The sequence below is a fragment of the Burkholderia sp. Cy-637 genome (assembly GCF_011753175.1).
Taxonomy (GTDB): domain Bacteria; phylum Pseudomonadota; class Gammaproteobacteria; order Burkholderiales; family Burkholderiaceae; genus Burkholderia; species Burkholderia gladioli.
Window position 1 is genome coordinate 20,931 of the sequence record NZ_VWWC01000035.1, and the last position, 19,194, is coordinate 40,124.

Annotated in this window: 20 protein-coding genes; 9 read left to right on the top strand and 11 right to left on the bottom strand. The window is 68.8% G+C overall.

The features are described 5' to 3' along the window. Positions 1-19 precede the first annotated feature (19 nt). The 3 genes from F3J10_RS12655 to mltG are packed head-to-tail and all read right to left on the bottom strand — an operon-like array spanning position 20 to position 2,708. The gene (locus tag F3J10_RS12655) at positions 20-1,048 is read right to left on the bottom strand and encodes a DNA polymerase III subunit delta' (protein WP_025100281.1); all 1,029 of its coding nucleotides are present in this window, start codon (positions 1,046-1,048) and stop codon (positions 20-22) included. Positions 1,049-1,071: 23 nt separating this feature from the next. Then, positions 1,072-1,692: a dTMP kinase gene (gene tmk / locus F3J10_RS12660; protein WP_013698318.1), complete on the bottom strand. Its 621-nt coding sequence runs from the start codon at positions 1,690-1,692 to the stop codon at positions 1,072-1,074. Further along, the gene (mltG, locus tag F3J10_RS12665) at positions 1,692-2,708 is read right to left on the bottom strand and encodes an endolytic transglycosylase MltG (protein ID WP_167242244.1); all 1,017 of its coding nucleotides are present in this window, start codon (positions 2,706-2,708) and stop codon (positions 1,692-1,694) included. The genes tmk and mltG overlap by 1 nt, the downstream gene beginning before the upstream one ends. A gap of 78 nt (positions 2,709-2,786) precedes the next feature. On the opposite strand from mltG, the gene F3J10_RS12670 reads away from it, so the two are divergent. Together F3J10_RS12670 and F3J10_RS12675 are read left to right on the top strand one after the other, a co-directional pair. Beyond that, entirely contained in the window at positions 2,787-3,827 is a 1,041-nt protein-coding gene (locus tag F3J10_RS12670) for a folate-binding protein YgfZ (protein WP_096748710.1), read from the top strand. 88 nt (positions 3,828-3,915) lie between these two features. Continuing rightward, positions 3,916-4,761, top strand: coding sequence for an NRDE family protein (locus F3J10_RS12675; RefSeq protein WP_017918817.1), 846 nt, complete (start codon positions 3,916-3,918; stop codon positions 4,759-4,761). Between the two features lie 67 nt (positions 4,762-4,828). On the opposite strand, the gene F3J10_RS12680 is transcribed toward F3J10_RS12675, so the two are convergent. From F3J10_RS12680 to F3J10_RS12715, 8 genes are all read right to left on the bottom strand, one after another. Then, positions 4,829-5,281: a GNAT family N-acetyltransferase gene (locus F3J10_RS12680; protein ID WP_167242236.1), complete on the bottom strand. Its 453-nt coding sequence runs from the start codon at positions 5,279-5,281 to the stop codon at positions 4,829-4,831. Between the two features lie 36 nt (positions 5,282-5,317). Further along, positions 5,318-6,277 (bottom strand): alpha/beta hydrolase, encoded by a 960-nt coding sequence (locus F3J10_RS12685; RefSeq protein ID WP_167242237.1) that lies wholly within the window; start codon positions 6,275-6,277, stop codon positions 5,318-5,320. Positions 6,278-6,426: 149 nt separating this feature from the next. Continuing rightward, the gene (locus F3J10_RS12690) at positions 6,427-7,425 is read right to left on the bottom strand and encodes an NADP-dependent oxidoreductase (RefSeq protein WP_167242238.1); all 999 of its coding nucleotides are present in this window, start codon (positions 7,423-7,425) and stop codon (positions 6,427-6,429) included. A gap of 130 nt (positions 7,426-7,555) precedes the next feature. Further along, a complete protein-coding gene (locus F3J10_RS12695) occupies positions 7,556-8,038 on the bottom strand; it encodes a PaaI family thioesterase (protein ID WP_013698325.1) in 483 nt (160 codons plus the stop codon). A 327-nt stretch (positions 8,039-8,365) separates the two neighbouring features. After that, a complete protein-coding gene (locus tag F3J10_RS12700) occupies positions 8,366-9,544 on the bottom strand; it encodes an acetyl-CoA C-acyltransferase (protein ID WP_025100287.1) in 1,179 nt (392 codons plus the stop codon). A gap of 54 nt (positions 9,545-9,598) precedes the next feature. After that, on the bottom strand, positions 9,599-10,222 hold the full coding sequence (gene pncA / locus F3J10_RS12705; RefSeq protein WP_166913159.1) for a bifunctional nicotinamidase/pyrazinamidase: 624 nt from the start codon (positions 10,220-10,222) through the stop codon (positions 9,599-9,601). Positions 10,223-10,242: 20 nt separating this feature from the next. Further along, the gene (locus F3J10_RS12710; RefSeq protein WP_167242239.1) at positions 10,243-12,327 is read right to left on the bottom strand and encodes a 3-hydroxyacyl-CoA dehydrogenase NAD-binding domain-containing protein; all 2,085 of its coding nucleotides are present in this window, start codon (positions 12,325-12,327) and stop codon (positions 10,243-10,245) included. 269 nt (positions 12,328-12,596) lie between these two features. Further along, the gene (locus F3J10_RS12715; RefSeq protein ID WP_025100290.1) at positions 12,597-14,279 is read right to left on the bottom strand and encodes a 3-(methylthio)propionyl-CoA ligase; all 1,683 of its coding nucleotides are present in this window, start codon (positions 14,277-14,279) and stop codon (positions 12,597-12,599) included. 119 nt (positions 14,280-14,398) lie between these two features. On the opposite strand from F3J10_RS12715, the gene F3J10_RS12720 reads away from it, so the two are divergent. The 7 genes from F3J10_RS12720 (at position 14,399) to F3J10_RS12750 (ending at position 19,176) form a co-directional block, all read left to right on the top strand. Then, the gene (locus F3J10_RS12720; protein ID WP_017918820.1) at positions 14,399-15,964 is read left to right on the top strand and encodes a protein adenylyltransferase SelO; all 1,566 of its coding nucleotides are present in this window, start codon (positions 14,399-14,401) and stop codon (positions 15,962-15,964) included. A 34-nt stretch (positions 15,965-15,998) separates the two neighbouring features. Then, entirely contained in the window at positions 15,999-16,427 is a 429-nt protein-coding gene (gene msrB, locus F3J10_RS12725; protein ID WP_025100291.1) for a peptide-methionine (R)-S-oxide reductase MsrB, read from the top strand. A 156-nt stretch (positions 16,428-16,583) separates the two neighbouring features. Next, the gene (locus F3J10_RS12730) at positions 16,584-17,114 is read left to right on the top strand and encodes a septation protein A (protein WP_013698332.1); all 531 of its coding nucleotides are present in this window, start codon (positions 16,584-16,586) and stop codon (positions 17,112-17,114) included. Further along, positions 17,111-17,425, top strand: coding sequence for a BolA family protein (locus F3J10_RS12735; protein ID WP_013698333.1), 315 nt, complete (start codon positions 17,111-17,113; stop codon positions 17,423-17,425). The genes F3J10_RS12730 and F3J10_RS12735 overlap by 4 nt, the downstream gene beginning before the upstream one ends. Positions 17,426-17,450: 25 nt before the next feature. Further along, entirely contained in the window at positions 17,451-18,230 is a 780-nt protein-coding gene (locus F3J10_RS12740) for a peptidylprolyl isomerase (protein WP_025100293.1), read from the top strand. A 179-nt stretch (positions 18,231-18,409) separates the two neighbouring features. Further along, a complete protein-coding gene (locus F3J10_RS12745) occupies positions 18,410-18,892 on the top strand; it encodes a DUF2778 domain-containing protein (protein ID WP_167242245.1) in 483 nt (160 codons plus the stop codon). Between the two features lie 20 nt (positions 18,893-18,912). Beyond that, the gene (locus F3J10_RS12750) at positions 18,913-19,176 is read left to right on the top strand and encodes a hypothetical protein (protein ID WP_240155551.1); all 264 of its coding nucleotides are present in this window, start codon (positions 18,913-18,915) and stop codon (positions 19,174-19,176) included. Positions 19,177-19,194: the final 18 nt, after the last annotated feature.

Here is a 19,194-nt window from a genome sequence, read left to right on the forward strand (position 1 = left end):
CAGGCCTGGGCGGCCGGGCTCATGCGTAGAGCTCGCGATAGCCGAGGAACAGCTCCTCGAACACGAGCCGCGCATTGAGCGGGTGGTTCTCGACCGCGCGCTGGCGCGTCACGGTCTTCATGAAACGCGCGAAGGCGTTGGCGTCGAGCGCGGCCGCGCAGCGCTCGAGCGCCGCGCGCTGCGCGGGGAAATAACGCGGCTGGCCGGCCGCGCGCTGCGCCAGCAGGTCGTAGAGCCAGCGCTGCAACCAGCCCAGCACCACCGGCACCGGCAGCTTCTGCAACGACTCGCCGCAGGCGAACGGATCGCAGCCCGCGCCGGCCGCCAACTGCGCCAAGGTCCAGTCGCGCAGCGGCCGGTTCTCGTCGGCGGCCAGCGCCAGCGCGGCCAGCGGCGCGCCGCCCGCCTCGGCCAGCAGCGCCGCCGCGTCGGATACCTGTTGCGTCGCCAGCCAGGCTTGCGCGTGCGCCGCCGAGGGCAGCGTCATCGGCCATTGCCGGCAGCGGCTGATGATGGTCGGCAGCAGGCGGTCGAGCCGCGCCGACACCAGCAGGAACAGCACGCCCGAGGGCGGCTCCTCGAGCGTCTTGAGCAGCGCGTTGGCGGCCGCCACGTTGAGCGCCTCGGCCGGGTACAGCACCACCACGCGCGCGCCGCCGCGATGCGAGCCGACGCCGACGAAGTCGAGCAGGCCGCGCACCTGCTCGATCTTGATTTCCTTGCTCGGCGTGCGGGTCTTCTTGCCGCCCTCGTCCGCGTCAGCCTTGGGCTCGTCGGCGGCCGCGCCGGGCGCCTCGCCGGCCAGCGCCTCGGGCAGCACGATCCGGTAGTCGGGATGGTTGCCTTGCTCGAACCAGGTGCAGGCCGCGCACTTGCCGCAAGGCTCGCCCTTGGGCAGCGGCGCTTCGCACAGGAAGCCCTGCGCCAGGTGCTGGGCGAAGCGCAGCTTGCCGATGCCGGCCTGGCCGTGCAGCAGCAGCGCATGCGGCCAGGCCGCGCGCAGCGCCTGCAGGCGGTCCCAGTCCTCGGTTTGCCATGGATAGATCATCGGGTCGGCCCTTTGCGGGTGGATCAGAGCGAAGCCAGCACGCCTTCGAGCTGGCGCTGGATCTGGGCGATCGACTGGCTGGCGTCGACGATCAGGAAACGATACGGCGCCTCTTCGGCGCGGCGCAGGTACTCGGCGCGCGTGCGCAGGAAGAAGGCATCGCTTTCCGCCTCGAACTTGTCGGGCGCGCGCGCCGCGCCGCGCCGCTCGCTGGCCACCTCGGGCGGCACGTCGAACAGGATCGTCAGGTCGGGCTGGAAGCCGCCCTGCACCCAGCGCTCCAGCGTTTCCAGCTTGTCGCGCGGCAGGCCGCGGCCGCCGCCCTGGTAGGCGAAGGTCGCGTCGGTGAAGCGGTCCGAGACCACCCAGTCGCCGCGCGCGAGCGCCGGCTCGATCACGCGCGCCAGGTGCTCGCGACGGCTCGCGAACATCAGCAGGGCCTCGGTTTCCAGGTCCATCGCCTGCTCCAGCAGCACCGCGCGCAGCGACTCGCCCAGCGTGGTGCCGCCCGGCTCGCGGGTCTGCACCACCTGGCGGCCGCTGGCGGCGACCTGCGCGCGCAACTGCTCGCAGAACCAGGCGAGGTGCGTGGTCTTGCCCGCACCGTCGATCCCTTCGAACGTGATGAATTTACCGCGCGCCATCATTGACCTCGTAGGTATTTGTCCACGGCCTTGTTGTGATCGCCGAGCGTATCCGAGAAGACGCTCGTGCCGTCGCCCTTGGCGACGAAATAGAGCGCCGGGGTGGCGGCCGGGTTCACGGCGGCCTGCAGCGACGCCGCGCCCGGCAGGGCGATCGGCGTCGGCGGCAGGCCGCGGCGCGTGTAGGTATTGTAAGGAGTGTCCATCTGCAGGTCCCGCTTGCGCAGGTGCCCGTCGTAAGCGTCGCCGAGGCCGTAGATCACGGTCGGATCGGTCTGCAGCGGCATGCCGATCCGCAACCGGTTCGCGAACACCGCCGCCACGTAGGCGCGGTCGGCCGCGTGGCCGGTTTCCTTCTCGACGATCGAGGCAATCGTCAGCATTTCGTAAACCGAGCGATACGGCAGCCCGGGAGCGCGCATGCGCCATGCTTCGTCCAGCCGCGTCTGCATCAACTGGTAGGCGCGCCGGTAGAGGTTGATATCGCTGGTGCCCTTGTCGAACAGGTAGGTATCGGGGAAGAACAGGCCCTCGCCGCTGCCCCGCTCGATCTGAGCGGGTGTCGCGCCGATCGCGCGCAGCAGCTCAGCATCGCTCATGCCCGCCGTGCCGTGCACGAGGGCCGGATTGCCGTCGAGCTCGGCGCGCATACGCTTGAAGGTCCAGCCCTCGATGATGGTCGCGACGTATTCGTTGACGTCGCCGCGCGCCAGCTTCTGCAGCACCTCGTACGACGTCAGTCCGGTCTTGAACTCGTAATTGCCCGACTTGAGCCGGCTGTCCAGCCCGAGCACGCGCGTCATCAGCACGAACAACTGCGGCTGCAGGGGCACGCCGCCGCGCACGAGCTGCTGCGCGACGCCCTTGACGCTGCTGTGCGGCTTGATCGTGACATCGACGGTCGGTGACGGTAAGGCAAGCGGCTGGTTCGCCCAGTAATAGCCGCCGCCCGCCAGCGCAGCGGCCAGGACGACGGCCGCCGCCGCGAGCGCGGCGCATTTCGAGAGTAGGGACATGCGGAACGGGACTCGGTGAAGGTCCATATAATACTTGCTTGTCTTCGCCAAAGTCAGGATTGACTGTTCCCCGTTTCCATGAGCACACCGATCGTCAACGGGGCGCCGACCGCGGCTGCCCCCGCCCTGCCCGTCCTGCCGCGTCCGGCGGCCGCCGAATTCGAGGCGGCGCTCACGCGCGGCGTCTACGCGCCGCTGCCGCAGTTCGGCATCATCGATGTCGCCGGCGACGATGCCGCGACCTTCCTCCATAGCCAGCTGACCAACGACATCGAGCATCTCGACGCGGCCGGCGTGAAGCTGGCCGGCTACTGCACCGCCAAGGGCCGCCTGCTGGCCTCGTTCCTGGCCTGGCGCAGCGAGTCCGGCGTGCGCCTGCTGGTCTCGAAGGACATCCAGCCCGCCGTGCAGAAGCGCCTGTCGATGTTCGTGCTGCGCGCCAAGGCCAAGCTGAGCGACGCGGCCGGGCTGGTCGCCGTCGGCATCGCCGGCGAGGCTCGCGAGGCCTTGTCGGGCCTGTTCGAGGCGCTGCCCGACGGCGTCCATACCAAGCTCGACGGCCCGGCCGGCACGCTGATCCGGCTGCCCGACGCCGACGGCCGCGCGCGCCACCTGTGGATCGCCAGCCGCGAGCAGTTCGAGGCCGGCGCCGCGGTGCTCGACGGCAAGCTCGCGCGCGTCTCGCCGGCCGTGTGGGACTGGCTCGAGATCCGCGCCGCCGAGCCGCGCATCACCCAGCCGGTGGTCGAGCAGTTCGTGCCGCAGATGCTCAACTACGACGTGATCGGCGCCGTCAATTTCCGCAAGGGCTGCTACCCGGGCCAGGAAATCGTCGCGCGCAGCCAGTATCGCGGCACCATCAAGCGCCGTGCCGCGCTGGTGCACGTCGAGGGCGAGACCGACACGGTGCGTGCCGGCGTCGAGCTGTTCCACAGCGAGGATCCGGGCCAGCCCTGCGGGATGATCGTCAACGCGGCGGCCGCGCCGGCAGGCGGCGTCGACGCGCTGGCCGAGATCAAGCTGGCCGCGCAGGAATCCGGCACGGTCCACCTCGGGGCCGCCGACGGCCCGGCGCTCGCCTTCCTGCCGCTGCCCTACGGCATCCCCACCGAAGTCTGAGCGCGCGTGCTATCGTGGCGCGCGGACCAACGCGAGCCACGGCGCGTGCCCGGTCCGCGCACCCCGATCCCAGTGAGGGAATCACCCGATGTGCCTGATCGTATTCGATTGGCAGCCCGAGGCCGAGGACGGCCCGGTGCTGACGCTCACCGCGAACCGTGACGAATTCTTCCGCCGCACGAGCGCGCCGCTGGCCTGGTGGGAGGATGTGCCCGGCGTGCTGGCCGGGCGCGACCTGGAAGGCGGCGGCACCTGGCTCGGCGTGTCGCGCGACGGCCGCTTCGCCGCGCTGACCAACTACCGCGCCCCCTTCGACATCCGCGCCGGCGCCCCGACGCGCGGCAAGCTGGTATCGGACTTCCTCGGCGGGCGCAACCTCGCGCCGCTCGACTACCTCGAGCAGATCGCCGGCACCGCCGCGCTCTACAACGGCTTCAACCTGCTGGTCGGCGACTGCCGGCGCCGCGAGCTGGCCTGGTACTGCAACCGGCCGGCCGAGCCCGATACCGCGCTCGACGCGCCGCTGCGGCTGGCCGCCGGCGTGCACGGGCTGTCCAACGCGCGGCTCGACACGCCCTGGCCCAAGCTGGTCCACAAGCGCAGCGAGCTCGGCACCCTGCTGACCTACGAGGCCGCGCCCTCGCTCGACGCGCTGATCGAGATCATGCGCGACACGCGCACCGCCGCCGACGAGGCGCTGCCGCATACCGGCATTCCGCTGGAGCGCGAGCGCGCGCTGTCGGCCGCCTTCATCGAGACGCCCGAATACGGCACGCGCGGCACCACGGCGCTGCGCGTGACGGTCAAGGAGCGTTCGCGGCTGACGGTCGAGATCAAGGAGCGCTGCGACGACGACGGCTCGCACCGGATCGTGCGGCCCGGCGCCTTCGAGCGCGCGATGAGCTTCGACGTGGAGCTGGGCGGCACGCGTTGAGGCCGGCAGGCGCCGTTTCGACGCGCAGCCTCTCGCAAGGATTCGCATAGATCGACGCGCCTACCCGCTAGGGCGCGCGTGCCATCTCGATGTGGATCACGCCGGCCGTGTCGAAAGGCTCGCCGACGATGTCGAAACCGCGCTGCCGATAGAACGGCACCGCCGCCGGCTGCGCGTAGAGCGTCACGCGTGCCTCGCCGCGCGCGCCGGCTTCCGCCACCAGCGCGCCCAGCACGCGCGTGCCGATGCCGCGGCCGCGCGCTTCCGGCAGCACCGACAGGCGGCCGATGGTGGCACCGGCCAGCAGGCGCGCGGTGCCGACCGCGTGGCGCCCGCCTGGCTCGTCACCGGCCTCACCTCGCACCAGGTAGGCCACCGCGTGATGCGCCAGCGGGTCCTCCTCGTCGAGCTCCAGCTCCGGCGCGATGCGCTGCTCGCGCACGAACACCGCGTCGCGGATGCGCGCCGCATCGGCGCCGAGCCGCGTCCAGTCGCCCGTTTCCACCTCGATCCGCTCCATCGCTGCGCCTCGTCGACCTGATCGGCGCGGCGGCGCTCAGTCCTGCTCGAACGCCCCGCGCAATGCCCGCACCGCGTCCGCATGCGCCTGCCGGACCGCCGGAACGTACCCGCCCATCTTGAAGAATTCGTGAATCATGCCCGCGTAGCGGACCAGCTCGACACGATTGCCGGCCGCGCGCAGCTTGTCCGCGTAGGCGATGCCCTCGTCCGAGAGCGGATCGTATTCGGCCACCGCGATCCAGGCCGGCGCGAGGCCCGCGAAGGATGGCGCGCCGCGCATGCCGTCGAGCGGCGCGAAACGCCAGTCCTCGCGATCGGCCGGGTTCGGCACGTACTGCGAGAAGAACCACTGGATGGTTTCGGCCGTCAGCAGGTAGCCGCGAGCGAGCCGCGCGTGCGAGGCCGTCTGCTGGTGCGCCGTGAGCCCGGGGTAGATCAGCAGTTGCAGTCGCGGCGCGATCCCTCGATCGCGCGCCAGCACCGCCACCGCGGCGGCCAGCGTGCCGCCCGCGCTGTCGCCGCCCACCGCCAGGCGCGCCGCGTCGACGCCGAATTCGCTGGCATGCGCGTGCAGCCAGGCATAGGCGTCCTCGGCATCGTCGTGCGCGCTCGGGAAGCGCGCCTCGGGCGCGAGCCGGTAGTCGATCGACAGCACCGCGCAATGCGCGTCGCGCGCGAACATCCGGCACAGCGCGTCATGCGTGTCGAGGCTGCCGACCGTGAAACCGCCGCCGTGGTAATAGACCAGCGCCGGCAGCGGCTCGCCCAGGCTCGGCATCTCGGGCAGGTAGAGCCGCGCGCCGATCGTGGCGCCGTCGCGGGTCGGCACGCGCAGATTCTCCACCGAGGCCATCGGCGCGGGCGCGAGATCGAGGATCGGCGCGCTGCGCTCGTAGGCGGCACGCGCGGCCTGCGGCGTCTGGGAGGCGTAGGCGGGACGTCGGGCGCGCTCGATCATGTCGAGCACCTGGGCGATTCCGGGATCGAGCGGCATCGGGGCGGCGGTGGATGGGCGGAGGGTGGACGATAGCGGCACATGATGCCACGCGCCGGCCAGGCAGCGGTCAGGCAGCGGCTTGCCTGCGCAGGATGGGGCGGCGCTGCCCGCGCGCCGCTCTTTCGCATTGCGCGCCGAGGCGCGGCTCAGCCCAGCGCGACCAGCTGCTTGCCGAAGTTGTGCCCCTTGAGCATGCCGAGGAAGGCTTCGGGCGCGCGCTCGATGCCCTGCGCGATGGTCTCGCGATAATGCAGCTCGTGGCGCGCCACCAGCTCGCCCAGTTCGGCCAGCGCGGCCGGCCAGACCTCGGGATGCTCGGTGACGATGAAACCCTCCACGCGCAGCCGCGCCCTGAGGATCGGCCCGGGCTGCCGGATCGGCGCGGCCTCGCCGTCGTAGCCGGCGATCATCCCGCACAAGGCGACGCGGCCGAATGCGTTCATCAGCGCCAGCGTCGCGTCGAAACCGGGGCCGCCGACGTTCTCGAAACAGAGATCGATGCCGTCGGGCGCGGCGGCCGCCAGATCCTCGGCCAGGCGCCCGGCCTTGTAGTCGACGCAGGCGTCGAAGCCGAGCGTGTCGCGCACGTAGTGGCACTTGTGCTCGCCGCCGGCGATGCCGATCACGCGGCAGCCGGCGCGCCGGGCGAGCTGCCCCACCACGCCGCCGACCGCGCCGCTGGCCGCGCTGACCAGCAAGGTCTGTCCCGCGCGCGGCTCGAGCAGGCGATTCACGCCGTACCAGGCCGTCACGCCCGGCATGCCCACCACGCCGAGATGAGCCGACAGCGGCACCTGCGACGCATCGACCTTGCGCAGCCCCTTGCCGTTCGAGACGCCATGCGTCTGCCAGCCGAACATGCCGACCACATGATCGCCGACCGCATAAGCGGCATGACGCGACTCGATCACCTCGCCAGCCGTCTCGCCGATCATTACCTCGCCGAGCGGCTGCGGCGCCGCGTAGGATTTCGCTTCGCTCATGCGGCCACGCATGTAGGGGTCCAGCGAGAGGAAGCGGCTACGCACGCGCAGTTCGCCCTCGCGCAGCGGCGCGAGCGGCGTTTCCACGAGCCGGAAATTGTCGAGGCTGGCCGCGCCCTCGGGGCGCGACACGAGCAGAACCTGCCGATTGATGTCGGTCATCGCTGTCTCCTGTCTCCATGTCATGACGCCCGCCTGGCCGAAGAGGAACTTCCCGGCCTCGTCCTGGCGCGAGCCCAACGCGATTCGGCCCCGCCGTCGCCGGTCGGGGCCGTTGCTGCCACGGGGGCCGTCAGGCGTCGCTCGGCCCCGGATTCGCGCCCGGATCGGTGCGCGAACGCTGCCGGGCGATATCGCGGCCCACCGCCAGCCGCTTCATGTACTTGAAGGTGCCGATCGCCTTGGCGACGAAATTGCCCTGGCTGTCGCGCACCTCGCCCTCGCAATAGGCCATGGTGGTCGAGCGGTGCATCACGCGGCCATAGGCGCGCAGCTCGCCGCGCCCCGGCTGCATGAAGTTGACCTTCATCTCCACCGTCACCACGCCCACGCCGTCGTCGGTCAGGCTGCGCGCGGCCATCGCCAGCGCCACGTCGGCCAGCGTCATGGTCACGCCGCCGTGGGCGATGCTCCAGGTGTTCATGTGCTGCTCGGCCAGCGGCAGCGCGATCTCGCTGGCGCCATCCTTGGCCGAGACGAGTTGCACGCCGAGCGCGTCGACGAAGGGGCTCTCGATGGTGGGCGGCGCCTTGCGCGGGCTGCTGTCCTGGCTCATCGCGCGCCTCGCGCCGTCTGGCCGATCAATCCGCGCGACTCGCGCGCCGCGGCGTGTGCCGATGCCTTCTGTGTCATGTTGCCTTCTTGCCTAGCGATCAAGGATTCAGTGAATGTCGATGCGGGTGCGCGCCGGCTCGGGCCGCGCGCCCCTGATCCAGAACCGAAGCCTACCAAACTTGCGGGCCGGACGATTCGGCGAATTCAGCGGCGTGTCGTCGAATACGGGGCCTGAAAGGCGATCGTCAAGCACCAAGCACAAAGGGCGGGCGACGCCGCAGCGCCGCCCGCCCTTTGCCTTCATGCCGATCGGCTCGCCGTCACGCGATCATGCGATCTCGAACAGCCCCGCCGCGCCCTGCCCGCCGCCGATGCACATGGTGACCACCACGTATTTCGCGCCGCGGCGCTTGCCCTCGATCAGGGCATGGCCGGCCAGGCGTGCGCCCGACACGCCATAGGGGTGACCCACCGCGATCGCGCCGCCGTTGACGTTGAGCCGGTCGGCCGGAATCCCGAGCGTGTCCTGGCAGTACAGCACCTGCACCGCGAAGGCCTCGTTGAGCTCCCACAGATCGATGTCGGACACCTTCAGGCCCGCCTGCTTGAGCAGCTTGGGCACCGCGAACACCGGGCCGATGCCCATCTCGTCGGGCTCGCAGCCGGCCACCGCGAAACCGCGGAAGATGCCCAGCGGCGCCAGCCCCTCGCGCTCGGCGAGCTTCGCGTTCATCACCACGCAGGCCGAGGCGCCGTCCGAGAACTGGCTGGCGTTGCCCGCCGTGATCACCCCGCCCGGCACCGCCGAGCGGATCTTCGAGACGCCTTCCAGCGTGGTGTCGGGGCGAATCCCCTCGTCGGACGAGAGCGTGACCTCGCGCGTGTGGAGGCGGCCCGTGGCCTTGTCGGCCACGCCGGCCAGCACGGTGATCGGCACGATCTCGGCGTCGAAGCGGCCGGCCTCGCGCGCGGCCGCCGCGCGCAGCTGCGATTGCACGCCGTATTCGTCCTGGCGCTCCTTGGCGATGCCATAGCGCTTGGAGACATTCTCGGCGGTCTGCAGCATGCTCCAGTAGATCTCGGGCTTGTGCTCGCGCAGCCAGCCTTCCTGCAGCATGTGGTGGTTCATTTCGTTCTGCACGCAGGAGATCGACTCCACGCCGCCCGCCACGAACACCTCGCCCTCGCCGGCGATCACGCGCTGCGCGGCCAGCGCGATGGTCTGCAGTCCGGAGGAACAGAAACGGTTGATGGTCATGCCCGGCACCGACACGGGCAGGCCCGCGCGCAGCACCACCTGGCGCGCGATGTTGGCGCCGGTGGCGCCTTCCGGATTCGCGCAGCCCATCAGCACATCCTCGACGCGCGCCGGATCGAGCTTGGCGCGCTCGACCGCGGCGGCCACCACATGGCCGCCCAGCGTCGCGCCGTGCGTCATGTTGAGCGCGCCGCGCCATGATTTCGCCAGCCCGGTGCGGGCGGTGGATACGATTACGGCTTCGTTCATGCCAGTCTCCTGGTTCGAATTGCTTGTAGACGGTTGTCGACGCAGGCGGCTCGCTCAGGCGAGCACCGCCTGCGCCTGGACGCGGGCCACGCCCGCGGCCTGAAGTTCTTGCCATGCCCGCGCCAGCGAGCCGTTCAGGTCGATCGCGCGGCAGGCATCCTCGATCACGGCGGCCTCGAAACCGGCCGCGCGCGCATCGAGCGCGGACCAGGCCACGCAGTAGTCGGTGGCCAGCCCGCAGCACCAGACGCGTTTCGCGCCGAGCGCGGCGAGATAACCCGCCAGCCCGGTCGGCGTGCTGCGATCGGCCTCGACGAAGGCCGAATAGCTGTCGACCGAGGCGTCGAGGCCCTTGCGGATCACCAGCCGCGCCTGCGGGATGTCGAGCTCGCGATGCAGCGCCGCGCCCTCGCTGTCCTGCACGCAATGCACGGGCCACAGCACCTGTTCGCCGTAAGGCAGGGTGATGGTCGAGAACGGCTCGCGGCCCGGGTGGTTGGCGGCGAACGACACGTGCGCGCGCGGATGCCAGTCCTGCGTGATCACCACCTGCTCGAAGCGCCGCGCGAGCCGGTTGATCACCGGCACCACCGCGTCGCCGTCGGCCACCGCGAGCGCGCCGCCCGGCATGAAATCGTTCTGCACGTCGATCACGAGCAACACATCGTCGCTACGCATGCTGGTATCCTCCGCGCGCCTCAGCCGTTGAAACCCTTGCCGGCCGCCGCGAGCTTCGCGATCGACGGTGCCGGCTGCCAGGCATCGCCGTTCGCGCCCGCCGCGTAGCGGCGCATCGCGCGCTCGACGTTGTAGAGACCGACCGTGTCCGCGTACAGCATCGGGCCGCCGCGCCAGAGCGGGAAGCCATAGCCGGTCAGGTAGACCATGTCGATGTCGGAAGCCTTGGAGGCAATGCCTTCCTCGAGGATCTTCGCGCCTTCGTTGACCAGCGCGTAGACCAGCCGCTCGACGATCTCCTCGTCGGCGATCTTGCGGCGCTCGACACCGGCTTCCTTCGAATAGGCCAGCACCATCTCGTCGACCAACTTCGAGGGCTTGGCGCGCCGCTCGCCGGCCTGGTAGTCGTACCAGCCGCCGCCGGTCTTCTGGCCGAAACGGCCCAGTTCGCAGAGGCGATCGGCGATCTTCGAGTAATGCAGGTCGGGCTGCTCGATGTAGCGGCGCTTGCGGATCGCCCAGCCGATGTCGTTGCCGGCCAGGTCGCTCATGCGGAACGGCCCCATCGCGAAACCGAAGGCCTCGATCGCGCGATCGACCTGGGCGGGCAGCGCGCCCTCCTCCAGCATGAACAGCGCCTGGCGGATGTACTGCTCGACCATGCGATTGCCGATGAAGCCGTCGCACACGCCCGATACCACCGCCGTCTTGCGGATCTTCTTGGCGAGCTGCATCACGGTGGCCAGCACGTCCTTGGCGGTATGCTCGCCGCGCACCACCTCGAGCAGCTTCATCACGTTGGCCGGGCTGAAGAAGTGCATGCCGACCACGTCCTGCGGCCGCCCGGTGAAGGCGGCGATCTTGTTCACGTCGAGCGTGGAGGTGTTCGAGGCGAGGATCGCGCCGGCCTTGGCCACCTCGTCGAGCTTGCGGAACACCTGCTCCTTCACGCCCAGTTCCTCGAACACGGCCTCGATGATCAGGTCCGCGTCTTTCAGGTCCTCATAGGACAGCGTCGGCGAGATCAGCGCCATGCGCGCCTCGAGCTTCTCCTCGCTGAGCTTGCCTTTCTTGACCTGCGCCTCGTAGTTCTTGCGGATCGTGGCGAGGCCGCGCTCGAGCGCCTCCTGCTTCGTTTCCAGCAGCGTGACCGGCAGCCCCGCGTTGAGGAAGTTCATGGTGATGCCACCGCCCATGGTGCCCGCGCCGATCACGCCGAGCTTGCGGATCTCGCGCACGGGCGTATCGGCCGGCACGTCGGGGATCTTGCTGGCGGCGCGCTCGCCGAAGAAGGCATGGCGCAGCGCGCGGCTTTCCGGCGTCTGCACCAGCGCCACGAAACCGTCGCGCTCGTCGATCAGGCCCTGGTCGAAACCCTTCAGCACGCCGGCCTCGATCGCGTCGATGCACTTGTGCGGCGCCGGGTATTGCGGCGCGGCGGCGCGCGCGCTGTTGCGCGCGAACTGGACGAAGCCGGCCGCGTTCGGGTGCTCGATCTTGCGGTCGCGCACGCGCGGATGCGGGGCCGCCTTGGCGCCGACGCGCCTGGCCAGCGCCACCGCCGCTTCCAGCAGGTCGCCCTCGGCCATCTCGTCGAACAGGCCGCTCTTGGCGAGCTGCTCGGAAGGCACGGCCGCGCCCGACACGATCATGTTCAGCGCGGTTTCCAGCCCGAGCGCTCGCGGCAGCCGCTGGGTGCCGCCCGCGCCCGGCAGCAGGCCGATCTTGACCTCGGGCAGGGCCACCTGGGTGCCCGGCGCGGCGATCCGGTAATGCGCGCCCAGCGCCAGCTCCAGCCCGCCGCCCATCACCACGCTGTGCACGGCGGCCACCACCGGCTTGGCGCTGGCCTCGACGGCCGCGATCAGGGTGTGCAGGCTCGGTTCCTGGAGCGCCTTGGGGGTATTGAATTCGGTGATGTCGGCGCCGCCCGAGAAGGCGCGGCCCGCGCCGGTGAGCACGATGGCCGTCACCGCCGGGTCCTGCAGCGCGCGATCGAGGCCGTCCATCACCCCGGCGCGCGTCGAATAGCCGAGCCCGTTGACGGGCGGATTGTTGAGCGTGATGACGGCCACGCCGTCACGAGTCGTGTAGTCCACTGCCATCTGTCTGCCTCCATGCGGTTGCGCGAGCCGCCAGGCCGCGCTTCGTCAGCGTCGACGGTGATTGTGCGCGCGCGACGCCGTGGCCGCACGCGAGGAAACCGGGGCAGCATACAACAAAAAAGAACGATCGTTCAATTACAACTTGAAGGTGCCGGATGCAGGCCGAAACGGCGCCGTAAACGACCTCGGCGGCCGGGTCGCGCCGCAGCGAAACCCGGCCGCCGATCGTTGCGGATACGGCAATGCAGCGCCGCGCGATCCGGGTCGGCTCAGAGCCCGGCCGGGCGCAGCGGCTCGCCCTCCAGCGGGCATTCGCCGGCCACGATGCCGGGCAGCACATGCTCGCGGAATATCTCGCGCAGCTTGAGCTTCTGCAGCTTGCCGGTAGCCGTGTGCGGCAGCGTCTCGACGAACACCACGTCGTCGGGGATCCACCATTTCGCGACCTTGCCCGCGTAGAAGGCCAGCAGCTCCTCGCGCGTGACGTCCATGCCGGGCCGCGGCACCACCACCAGCAGCGGCCGCTCGGTCCATCTCGGATGGGCGCAGGCGATGCAGGCCGCCTCGGCCACGGCCGGATGCGCCACCGCGACGTTCTCCAGGTCGATCGAGCTGATCCACTCGCCGCCCGACTTGATCACGTCCTTGCTGCGATCGGTGATCTGCAGGAAACCGTCGGCATCGATGGTGGCGACGTCGCCGGTGGGGAACCAGCCATCGACCAGCGGCGAGCCGCTGCCGTCGAAATAATGCTCGACCACCCAGGGCCCGCGCACCTGCAGCTCGCCGAACGCGATGCCGTCCCAGGGCAGCTCGCGGCCGTCCTCGCCGACGATGCGCATGTCCACGCCGTAGATCACGCGCCCCTGCTTCTCCAGCGAGCGGCGCCGCTCGGTCTCGTCGCGCTGCGTCTGCTCCCAGGTCAGCCGCGCCAGGGTGCCCAGCGGCGACATTTCCGTCATGCCCCAGGCGTGGATCACCTGCACGCCGTAATCGTCCTCGAAGGCGCGCAGCATGGCCGGCGGGCAGGCCGAGCCGCCGATCACCGTGCGCTCCATGGTCGAGAAGCCGGCGCCCGATTCGCGCAGGTGGTTGAGCAGGCCCAGCCAGACCGTCGGCACGCCGGCCGAGCAGGTCACGCGTTCGGCCTCCATCAGCTCGTGCAGCGACTTGCCGTCCAGGTCCTTGCCCGGCATCACCAGCTTCGCGCCGGTGAGCGGCACGGCGTAAGGCAGGCCCCAGGCGTTGACATGGAACATCGGCACCACCGGCAGCACCGAATCGAGCGCCGACAGGCCCATCGCGTCGGGCAGCGCGGCCGCGTAGGCGTGCAGCACGGTGGAACGATGCGAATAGAGCACCCCCTTCGGGTTGCCGGTGGTGCCCGAGGTGTAGCAGAGCGAGGACGCCTGGCGCTCGTCGAGCAGCGGCCATTGATAGTCGCCGTCCTCGGCCTCGAGCAGCGTTTCATACGCCAGCAGCGGCGTGGCGGCGGCCGGCAGGTGCGCCTCGTCGGTCATCGCGATCCAGCCGCGCACCTGCGGGCACAGCGGCGCGAGCCGGTCGACCAGCGGCGCGAAGCTGATGTCGAACAGCACGAAACGGTCATCGGCGTGGTTGATGATGTAGACGAGTTGCTCGGGAAACAGGCGCGGATTGATCGTGTGGCAGACCGCGCCCATCCCGCTGATGCCGTAATAGGCTTCCAGGTGGCGATAGCCGTTCCAGGCCAGCGTGCCGACCCGCTCGCCCGGCTCGACGCCGGCGCGCAGCAGGGCCTGCGCCAGTTGCCGGGAACGCCGTTCGCAATCGCGGTAGGTGTAGCGGTGGATATCGCCCTCGAGCCGCCGCGATACGATCTCGGCATGGCCCATGTGGCGCGCCGCGTGCGTGATCAGGGACGACACCAGCAAGGGTACGTCCATCATCTGGCCCAGCAGCGGCGGGTTCATCTTGGTGCTCATCGTCCAGCTCTCCCGGTTGGATCCGACTACGACAGATGCCTCTTCCTCGCCGCAAGCGGCCCGCGCGGCGCGGATTTACAATACCGACTTGTGACTCGTCGTTCAACTTGCCGTTATCCAGAAGCGAATCCGATTTGGCTGCCACCCTCCCCGATCTCGCCGCCTCGCTCGCCGCGCCGCGCGACGATGCCTTCCTCAAGCTGGGCGCCGCATTCCTGACGCGCCTGCCCGCCGCGCCCCTGCCCGCGCCTTACGTGGTCGGCTTCTCCGACGACGTGGCCGCGGAACTGGGCCTCGATCCCGCGATCCGCGCGCTGCCCGGCTTCGCCGAGCTGTTCTGCGGCAACCCGAGCCGCGACTGGCCCGCCGAGGCGCTGCCCTATTCGAGCGTTTACTCGGGACACCAGTTCGGGGTCTGGGCCGGCCAGCTCGGCGACGGCCGCGCGCTGAACATCGGCGAGATCGAGCACGAAGGGCGCCGCTTCGAGCTGCAGTTGAAGGGCGCCGGGCGCACGCCCTACTCGCGCATGGGCGACGGCCGTGCCGTGCTGCGCTCCTCGATCCGCGAATTCCTGTGCTCGGAAGCGATGCATCATCTCGGCATCCCGACCACCCGCGCGCTGACCGTGATCGGCTCCGACCAGACCGTGATGCGCGAGACCGTCGAGACGGCCGCGGTGGTCACGCGCGTGGCCGAGAGCTTCGTGCGTTTCGGCCATTTCGAGCATTTCTTCTCGAACGACCGGCCCGACCTGCTCAAGCAGTTGGCCGACCACGTGATCGACCGCTTCTACCCCGCCTGCCGCGAGGCCGAGGACCCGTACCTCGCCCTGCTGGAAGCCGTGATGCAGCGCACCGCGAAGATGGTCGCGCAATGGCAGGCGGTCGGCTTCTGCCACGGCGTGATGAACACCGACAACATGTCGATCCTCGGCCTCACGCTCGATTACGGCCCGTTCGGCTTCGTCGATGCCTTCGACGCCGGCCACATCTGCAATCACACCGACCAGCAGGGCCGTTACGCCTATCGCATGCAGCCGCGCATCTCGCACTGGAACTGCTTCTGCCTCGCGCAGGCGCTGCTGCCGCTGATCGGTCAGCAACGCGTCGACCTGGAAGACGACCCGCGCACCGAGCGCGCCGTCGAGGACGCCCAAGCGGTGCTGTCGCGCTTCCCGGAAACCTTCGGCCCGGCGCTGGAAGGCGCGATGCGCGCCAAGCTCGGGCTCGCGCTCGAGCAGGAAGGCGATGCCGCGCTGGCCAACCGGCTGCTCGAGATCATGCACGGCAGCCACGCCGATTTCACGCTGACCTTCCGGCGCCTCGCGCAGCTCTCGAAGCACGACGCGAATTCGGATGCGCCGGTGCGCGACCTGTTCATCGACCGCGAAGCCTTCGACGGCTGGGCCGCGCAATATCGCGCGCGCCTGGCCGACGAGACGCGCGACGACGCCGAGCGCGCCGCCGCGATGAACCGCGTGAACCCGAAGTACGTGCTGCGCAACCACCTGGCCGAGACCGCGATCCGTCGCGCGGCCGAGAAGGACTATTCGGAAGTCGAGCGGCTCGCGGCGATCCTGCGCCGGCCGTTCGACGAGCAACCGGAACACGAAGCCTACGCCGCGCTGCCGCCGGACTGGGCCGGCACGCTCGAGGTCAGCTGTTCGTCCTGAGCGACGGCGCCCCGATTCCCCTGGAGAGACCCACATGTCCCACGATCACAACGACCGCGATTACCCGTACGAGAAGGACGAGGCCAAGCTGCGCGAGCGCCTCACGCCGATGCAGTACGAGGTCACCCAGCACGCCGCCACCGAGCGCGCCTTCACCGGCGAATACACCGACCTGGAGGATGCCGGCATCTATCACTGCGTGGTCTGCGACACGCCGTTGTTCGAATCCGGCGCGAAGTACCACTCGGGCTGCGGCTGGCCCAGCTACTTCAAGCCGCTCAACGGCGAGGTGATCGAGGAGAAGATGGACCGCACGCACGGCATGATCCGCGTCGAGGTGCGCTGCAACAATTGCGGCGCCCACCTGGGACACGTGTTCGAGGATGGCCCGCGCGACAAGACCGGCCTGCGTTACTGCATCAATTCGGCTGCGTTAAACTTCGAGCCTGACGCCGGCAAGTGAGGCCGTCGCCCGGGCTGGCCCGGGCGCTTCGGCCACACGGAAACAGCCGCCGGCGGAAACCCGTCTTGCGTGCCGCCACGGCCCGCCGGGCGGGGCCCCTAACGGTGGCGCAGCCCGGGCGCCTCGAACCCGGTCCGCCACGCAGCCCCGATCACCATGAAATTCCTGTTCGATCTGTTTCCGATCATCCTGTTTTTCGCTGCCTTCAAGGTCTGGGGCATCTTCACCGCCACCGCCGTGGCGATCGTCGCGACGCTGTTGCAGGTGGCCTGGGTGGCCTTCCGCCACAAGAAGGTCGACACCATGCTGTGGGTCAGCCTGGGCGTGATCGTCGTGTTCGGCGGCGCGACCCTGGTACTGCACGACGAGAAGTTCATCCAGTGGAAGCCGACCGTGCTGTACTGGCTGTTCGCCGTGATCCTGGTCGCCGCGCGCTACCTGTTCGGCAAGAACCTGATCGAGAAGATGATGGGCAAGCAACTGAGCCTGCCGCATCCGATCTGGGACAAGCTCAACCTGGCCTGGGGCCTGTTCTTCGCCGTGCTGGGCGTGGTGAATCTCTACGTGGTGAATCACTACACGCCGTCGCAGTGGGTCAACTTCAAGCTGTTCGGCACCACCGGCGCGATGTTCGTGTTCATCATCCTGCAGAGCCTGTGGCTCGCGAAATACCTGAAAGACGAATGACGATGTCCGACGATTTCCTCAGCGCCTCGCCCGAAGGGCGCATCGCGCTGATCGAAGCGCGCCTGAACAGCGCGCTCTCCCCCGAATCCCTGCATGTCAGCGACGACAGCGCCGAGCATGCCGGTCACGCGGGTGCCGCGGCAGGCGGGCACTATACGGTGACGATCGTGGCCGCCGCGTTCGCCGGCAAGTCCCGCGTGGCGCGGCATCGGCTGGTGTATGATGCGCTCGCTGATGCGATGCGGCGCGGCATTCACGCGCTCGCGATCGTGGCTTACACGCCCGATGAGTTCAACGTGTCTTCACAATAATTCGTTTCACTAGGAATTCTTCCCGATGATCCTGAAATCCCCCCGCCTGTGGGTCGCGGCTGCCGCATTCGTCGCCGCACCGGCCTTCGCCCAGAACGTCGCCGTGGTGAACGGCACGCCGATCCCGAAGTCGCGCGTCGACGCGATGGTCGCTCAGCTCGTCCAGCAAGGTCAGCAGGATTCCGATCAGCTGCGCAAGATGGTCGGCCAGGAGCTGATCAACCGCGAAATCCTGATGCAGGAAGCGCTCAAGGAAGGCCTGCCGAACCGTGCCGACGTGAAGCAGCAAGTGGCGATCGCCCAGCAGACCGTGGTGCTGCGCGCGCTGATCGAGGACTTCGTGAAGAAGAACCAGCCGAGCGACGCCGAGGTCAAGGCCAAGTACGACGAGCTGGCCAAGGGCGCGACGGGCAGCGAGTATCACCTGCATCACATCCTGGTCGACAACGAGCAGCAGGCCAAGGATCTGATCGCGAAGATCAAGGCCGGCGCCAAGTTCGAGGACCTGGCCAAGCAATTCTCGAAGGACCCGGGCTCGGCCAAGAACGGCGGCGATCTGGATTGGGCGGATCCGAAGTCGTTCGTGCCGGAATTCGCGAATGCGGCCACGCACCTGCAGAAGGGGCAGATGACGGACGAGCCGGTGAAGACGCAATTCGGCTGGCACATCATCCGCGTGGATGATGTTCGCCCGATCGCCCCGCCGCCGTTCGAGCAGGTGAAGGCGCAACTGGCGCAGCAGATGGTGCAGCAGAAGCTGCAGGCGTTTGAAGAGAAGCTGCGCGCTCAGGCGAAGATTCAGTAAGGTTCGTTTGATGTGCTTGGGCTGGCTTTTGAGAAGCTGGTCTGGTGAAAAAATGCCGTCCCTTGGGACGGCATTTTTTATTGGGCTGTTGTTGTCGCACCTGGGGAAAATGGCGGGTCGGAGCGATCTGCTTGGCCGATACACTGCGCGGATTTGAAACCCTTGCAAAGGGAGCAGTCATGCCGATCCGATGCACATTCGATTTGAACAAGGAGCGCGTTTCGACCTTGAACTGTCCGGGATTCGGGGCGATTCCGGCTTTCTCCGGCAAGGGGCGCGCCCGTGACAATCCCGAGGCAACAGGCTTGAAGGGAGTCGGGCCGATCCCGAAAGGGATGTACTACATCGTCGATCGGCAATCAGGCGGCCATTTCGGCTGGTTTTACGACGCTTGGGGCAAGCAGCGTTGGGGTACCACCGATCACACCAAGTGGTTTATGTTGTGGAATGCGAAAACCGGCGACACGACCTTTGTCGGGAAAGTAAGGCGCGGGCGTTTTCGGATTCACCCGATGGGGCCGCGCCGTTCCAGCGAAGGCTGCATCACCGTCATGAACCCGGTTACGTTCGATCGATTCTCGGAATTTCTGAGGAAGAAAGGCGCCGATTTGCCGGTGCCTGGATCAGTGCTCAAGGCCTATGGCACGGTTGAGGTGAAATGAAGAGGATCGGGATATTTGCGTTGAACCTCGTCGTGACGCTCGTCGGTGGGTGGGTTCTTGCGCATATCGTCGTCGGGCTGTCGGCGGAGATGCCTGCTCCGCTCGAAGATGCATTGCGGGTTTTGCTGCGCATCACGGGGCATGAAGAGTTCGCCAATGAGGACGATTTGCCGGCGCTCGGGATGATGGCGGTTTTGATCGCCTCGATTGTCGTCGTTGGGGGGCTTGTTTGGGTAGCGAAGCTTATCGTCCGGGGTCGATCGCGTCGGGGCGGGGAATTCTGATAGATATGTTTCGAACAC

Coding starts and splice junctions, on each gene's coding strand:
- F3J10_RS12715 (WP_025100290.1), bottom strand. CDS start 14,279: ATGAACCCGCCGCTGCTGGGCCAGATGATGGACGTACCCTTGCTGGTG.
- F3J10_RS12745 (WP_167242245.1), top strand. CDS start 18,410: ATGCCGATCCGATGCACATTCGATTTGAACAAGGAGCGCGTTTCGACC.
- F3J10_RS12730 (WP_013698332.1), top strand. CDS start 16,584: ATGAAATTCCTGTTCGATCTGTTTCCGATCATCCTGTTTTTCGCTGCC.
- F3J10_RS12685 (WP_167242237.1), bottom strand. CDS start 6,277: ATGCCGCTCGATCCCGGAATCGCCCAGGTGCTCGACATGATCGAGCGC.
- F3J10_RS12655 (WP_025100281.1), bottom strand. CDS start 1,048: ATGATCTATCCATGGCAAACCGAGGACTGGGACCGCCTGCAGGCGCTG.
- F3J10_RS12670 (WP_096748710.1), top strand. CDS start 2,787: ATGAGCACACCGATCGTCAACGGGGCGCCGACCGCGGCTGCCCCCGCC.
- F3J10_RS12675 (WP_017918817.1), top strand. CDS start 3,916: ATGTGCCTGATCGTATTCGATTGGCAGCCCGAGGCCGAGGACGGCCCG.
- F3J10_RS12710 (WP_167242239.1), bottom strand. CDS start 12,327: ATGGCAGTGGACTACACGACTCGTGACGGCGTGGCCGTCATCACGCTC.
- msrB (WP_025100291.1), top strand. CDS start 15,999: ATGTCCCACGATCACAACGACCGCGATTACCCGTACGAGAAGGACGAG.
- F3J10_RS12690 (WP_167242238.1), bottom strand. CDS start 7,425: ATGACCGACATCAATCGGCAGGTTCTGCTCGTGTCGCGCCCCGAGGGC.
- F3J10_RS12695 (WP_013698325.1), bottom strand. CDS start 8,038: ATGAGCCAGGACAGCAGCCCGCGCAAGGCGCCGCCCACCATCGAGAGC.
- F3J10_RS12680 (WP_167242236.1), bottom strand. CDS start 5,281: ATGGAGCGGATCGAGGTGGAAACGGGCGACTGGACGCGGCTCGGCGCC.
- pncA (WP_166913159.1), bottom strand. CDS start 10,222: ATGCGTAGCGACGATGTGTTGCTCGTGATCGACGTGCAGAACGATTTC.
- F3J10_RS12740 (WP_025100293.1), top strand. CDS start 17,451: ATGATCCTGAAATCCCCCCGCCTGTGGGTCGCGGCTGCCGCATTCGTC.
- mltG (WP_167242244.1), bottom strand. CDS start 2,708: ATGTCCCTACTCTCGAAATGCGCCGCGCTCGCGGCGGCGGCCGTCGTC.
- F3J10_RS12700 (WP_025100287.1), bottom strand. CDS start 9,544: ATGAACGAAGCCGTAATCGTATCCACCGCCCGCACCGGGCTGGCGAAA.
- F3J10_RS12735 (WP_013698333.1), top strand. CDS start 17,111: ATGACGATGTCCGACGATTTCCTCAGCGCCTCGCCCGAAGGGCGCATC.
- tmk (WP_013698318.1), bottom strand. CDS start 1,692: ATGGCGCGCGGTAAATTCATCACGTTCGAAGGGATCGACGGTGCGGGC.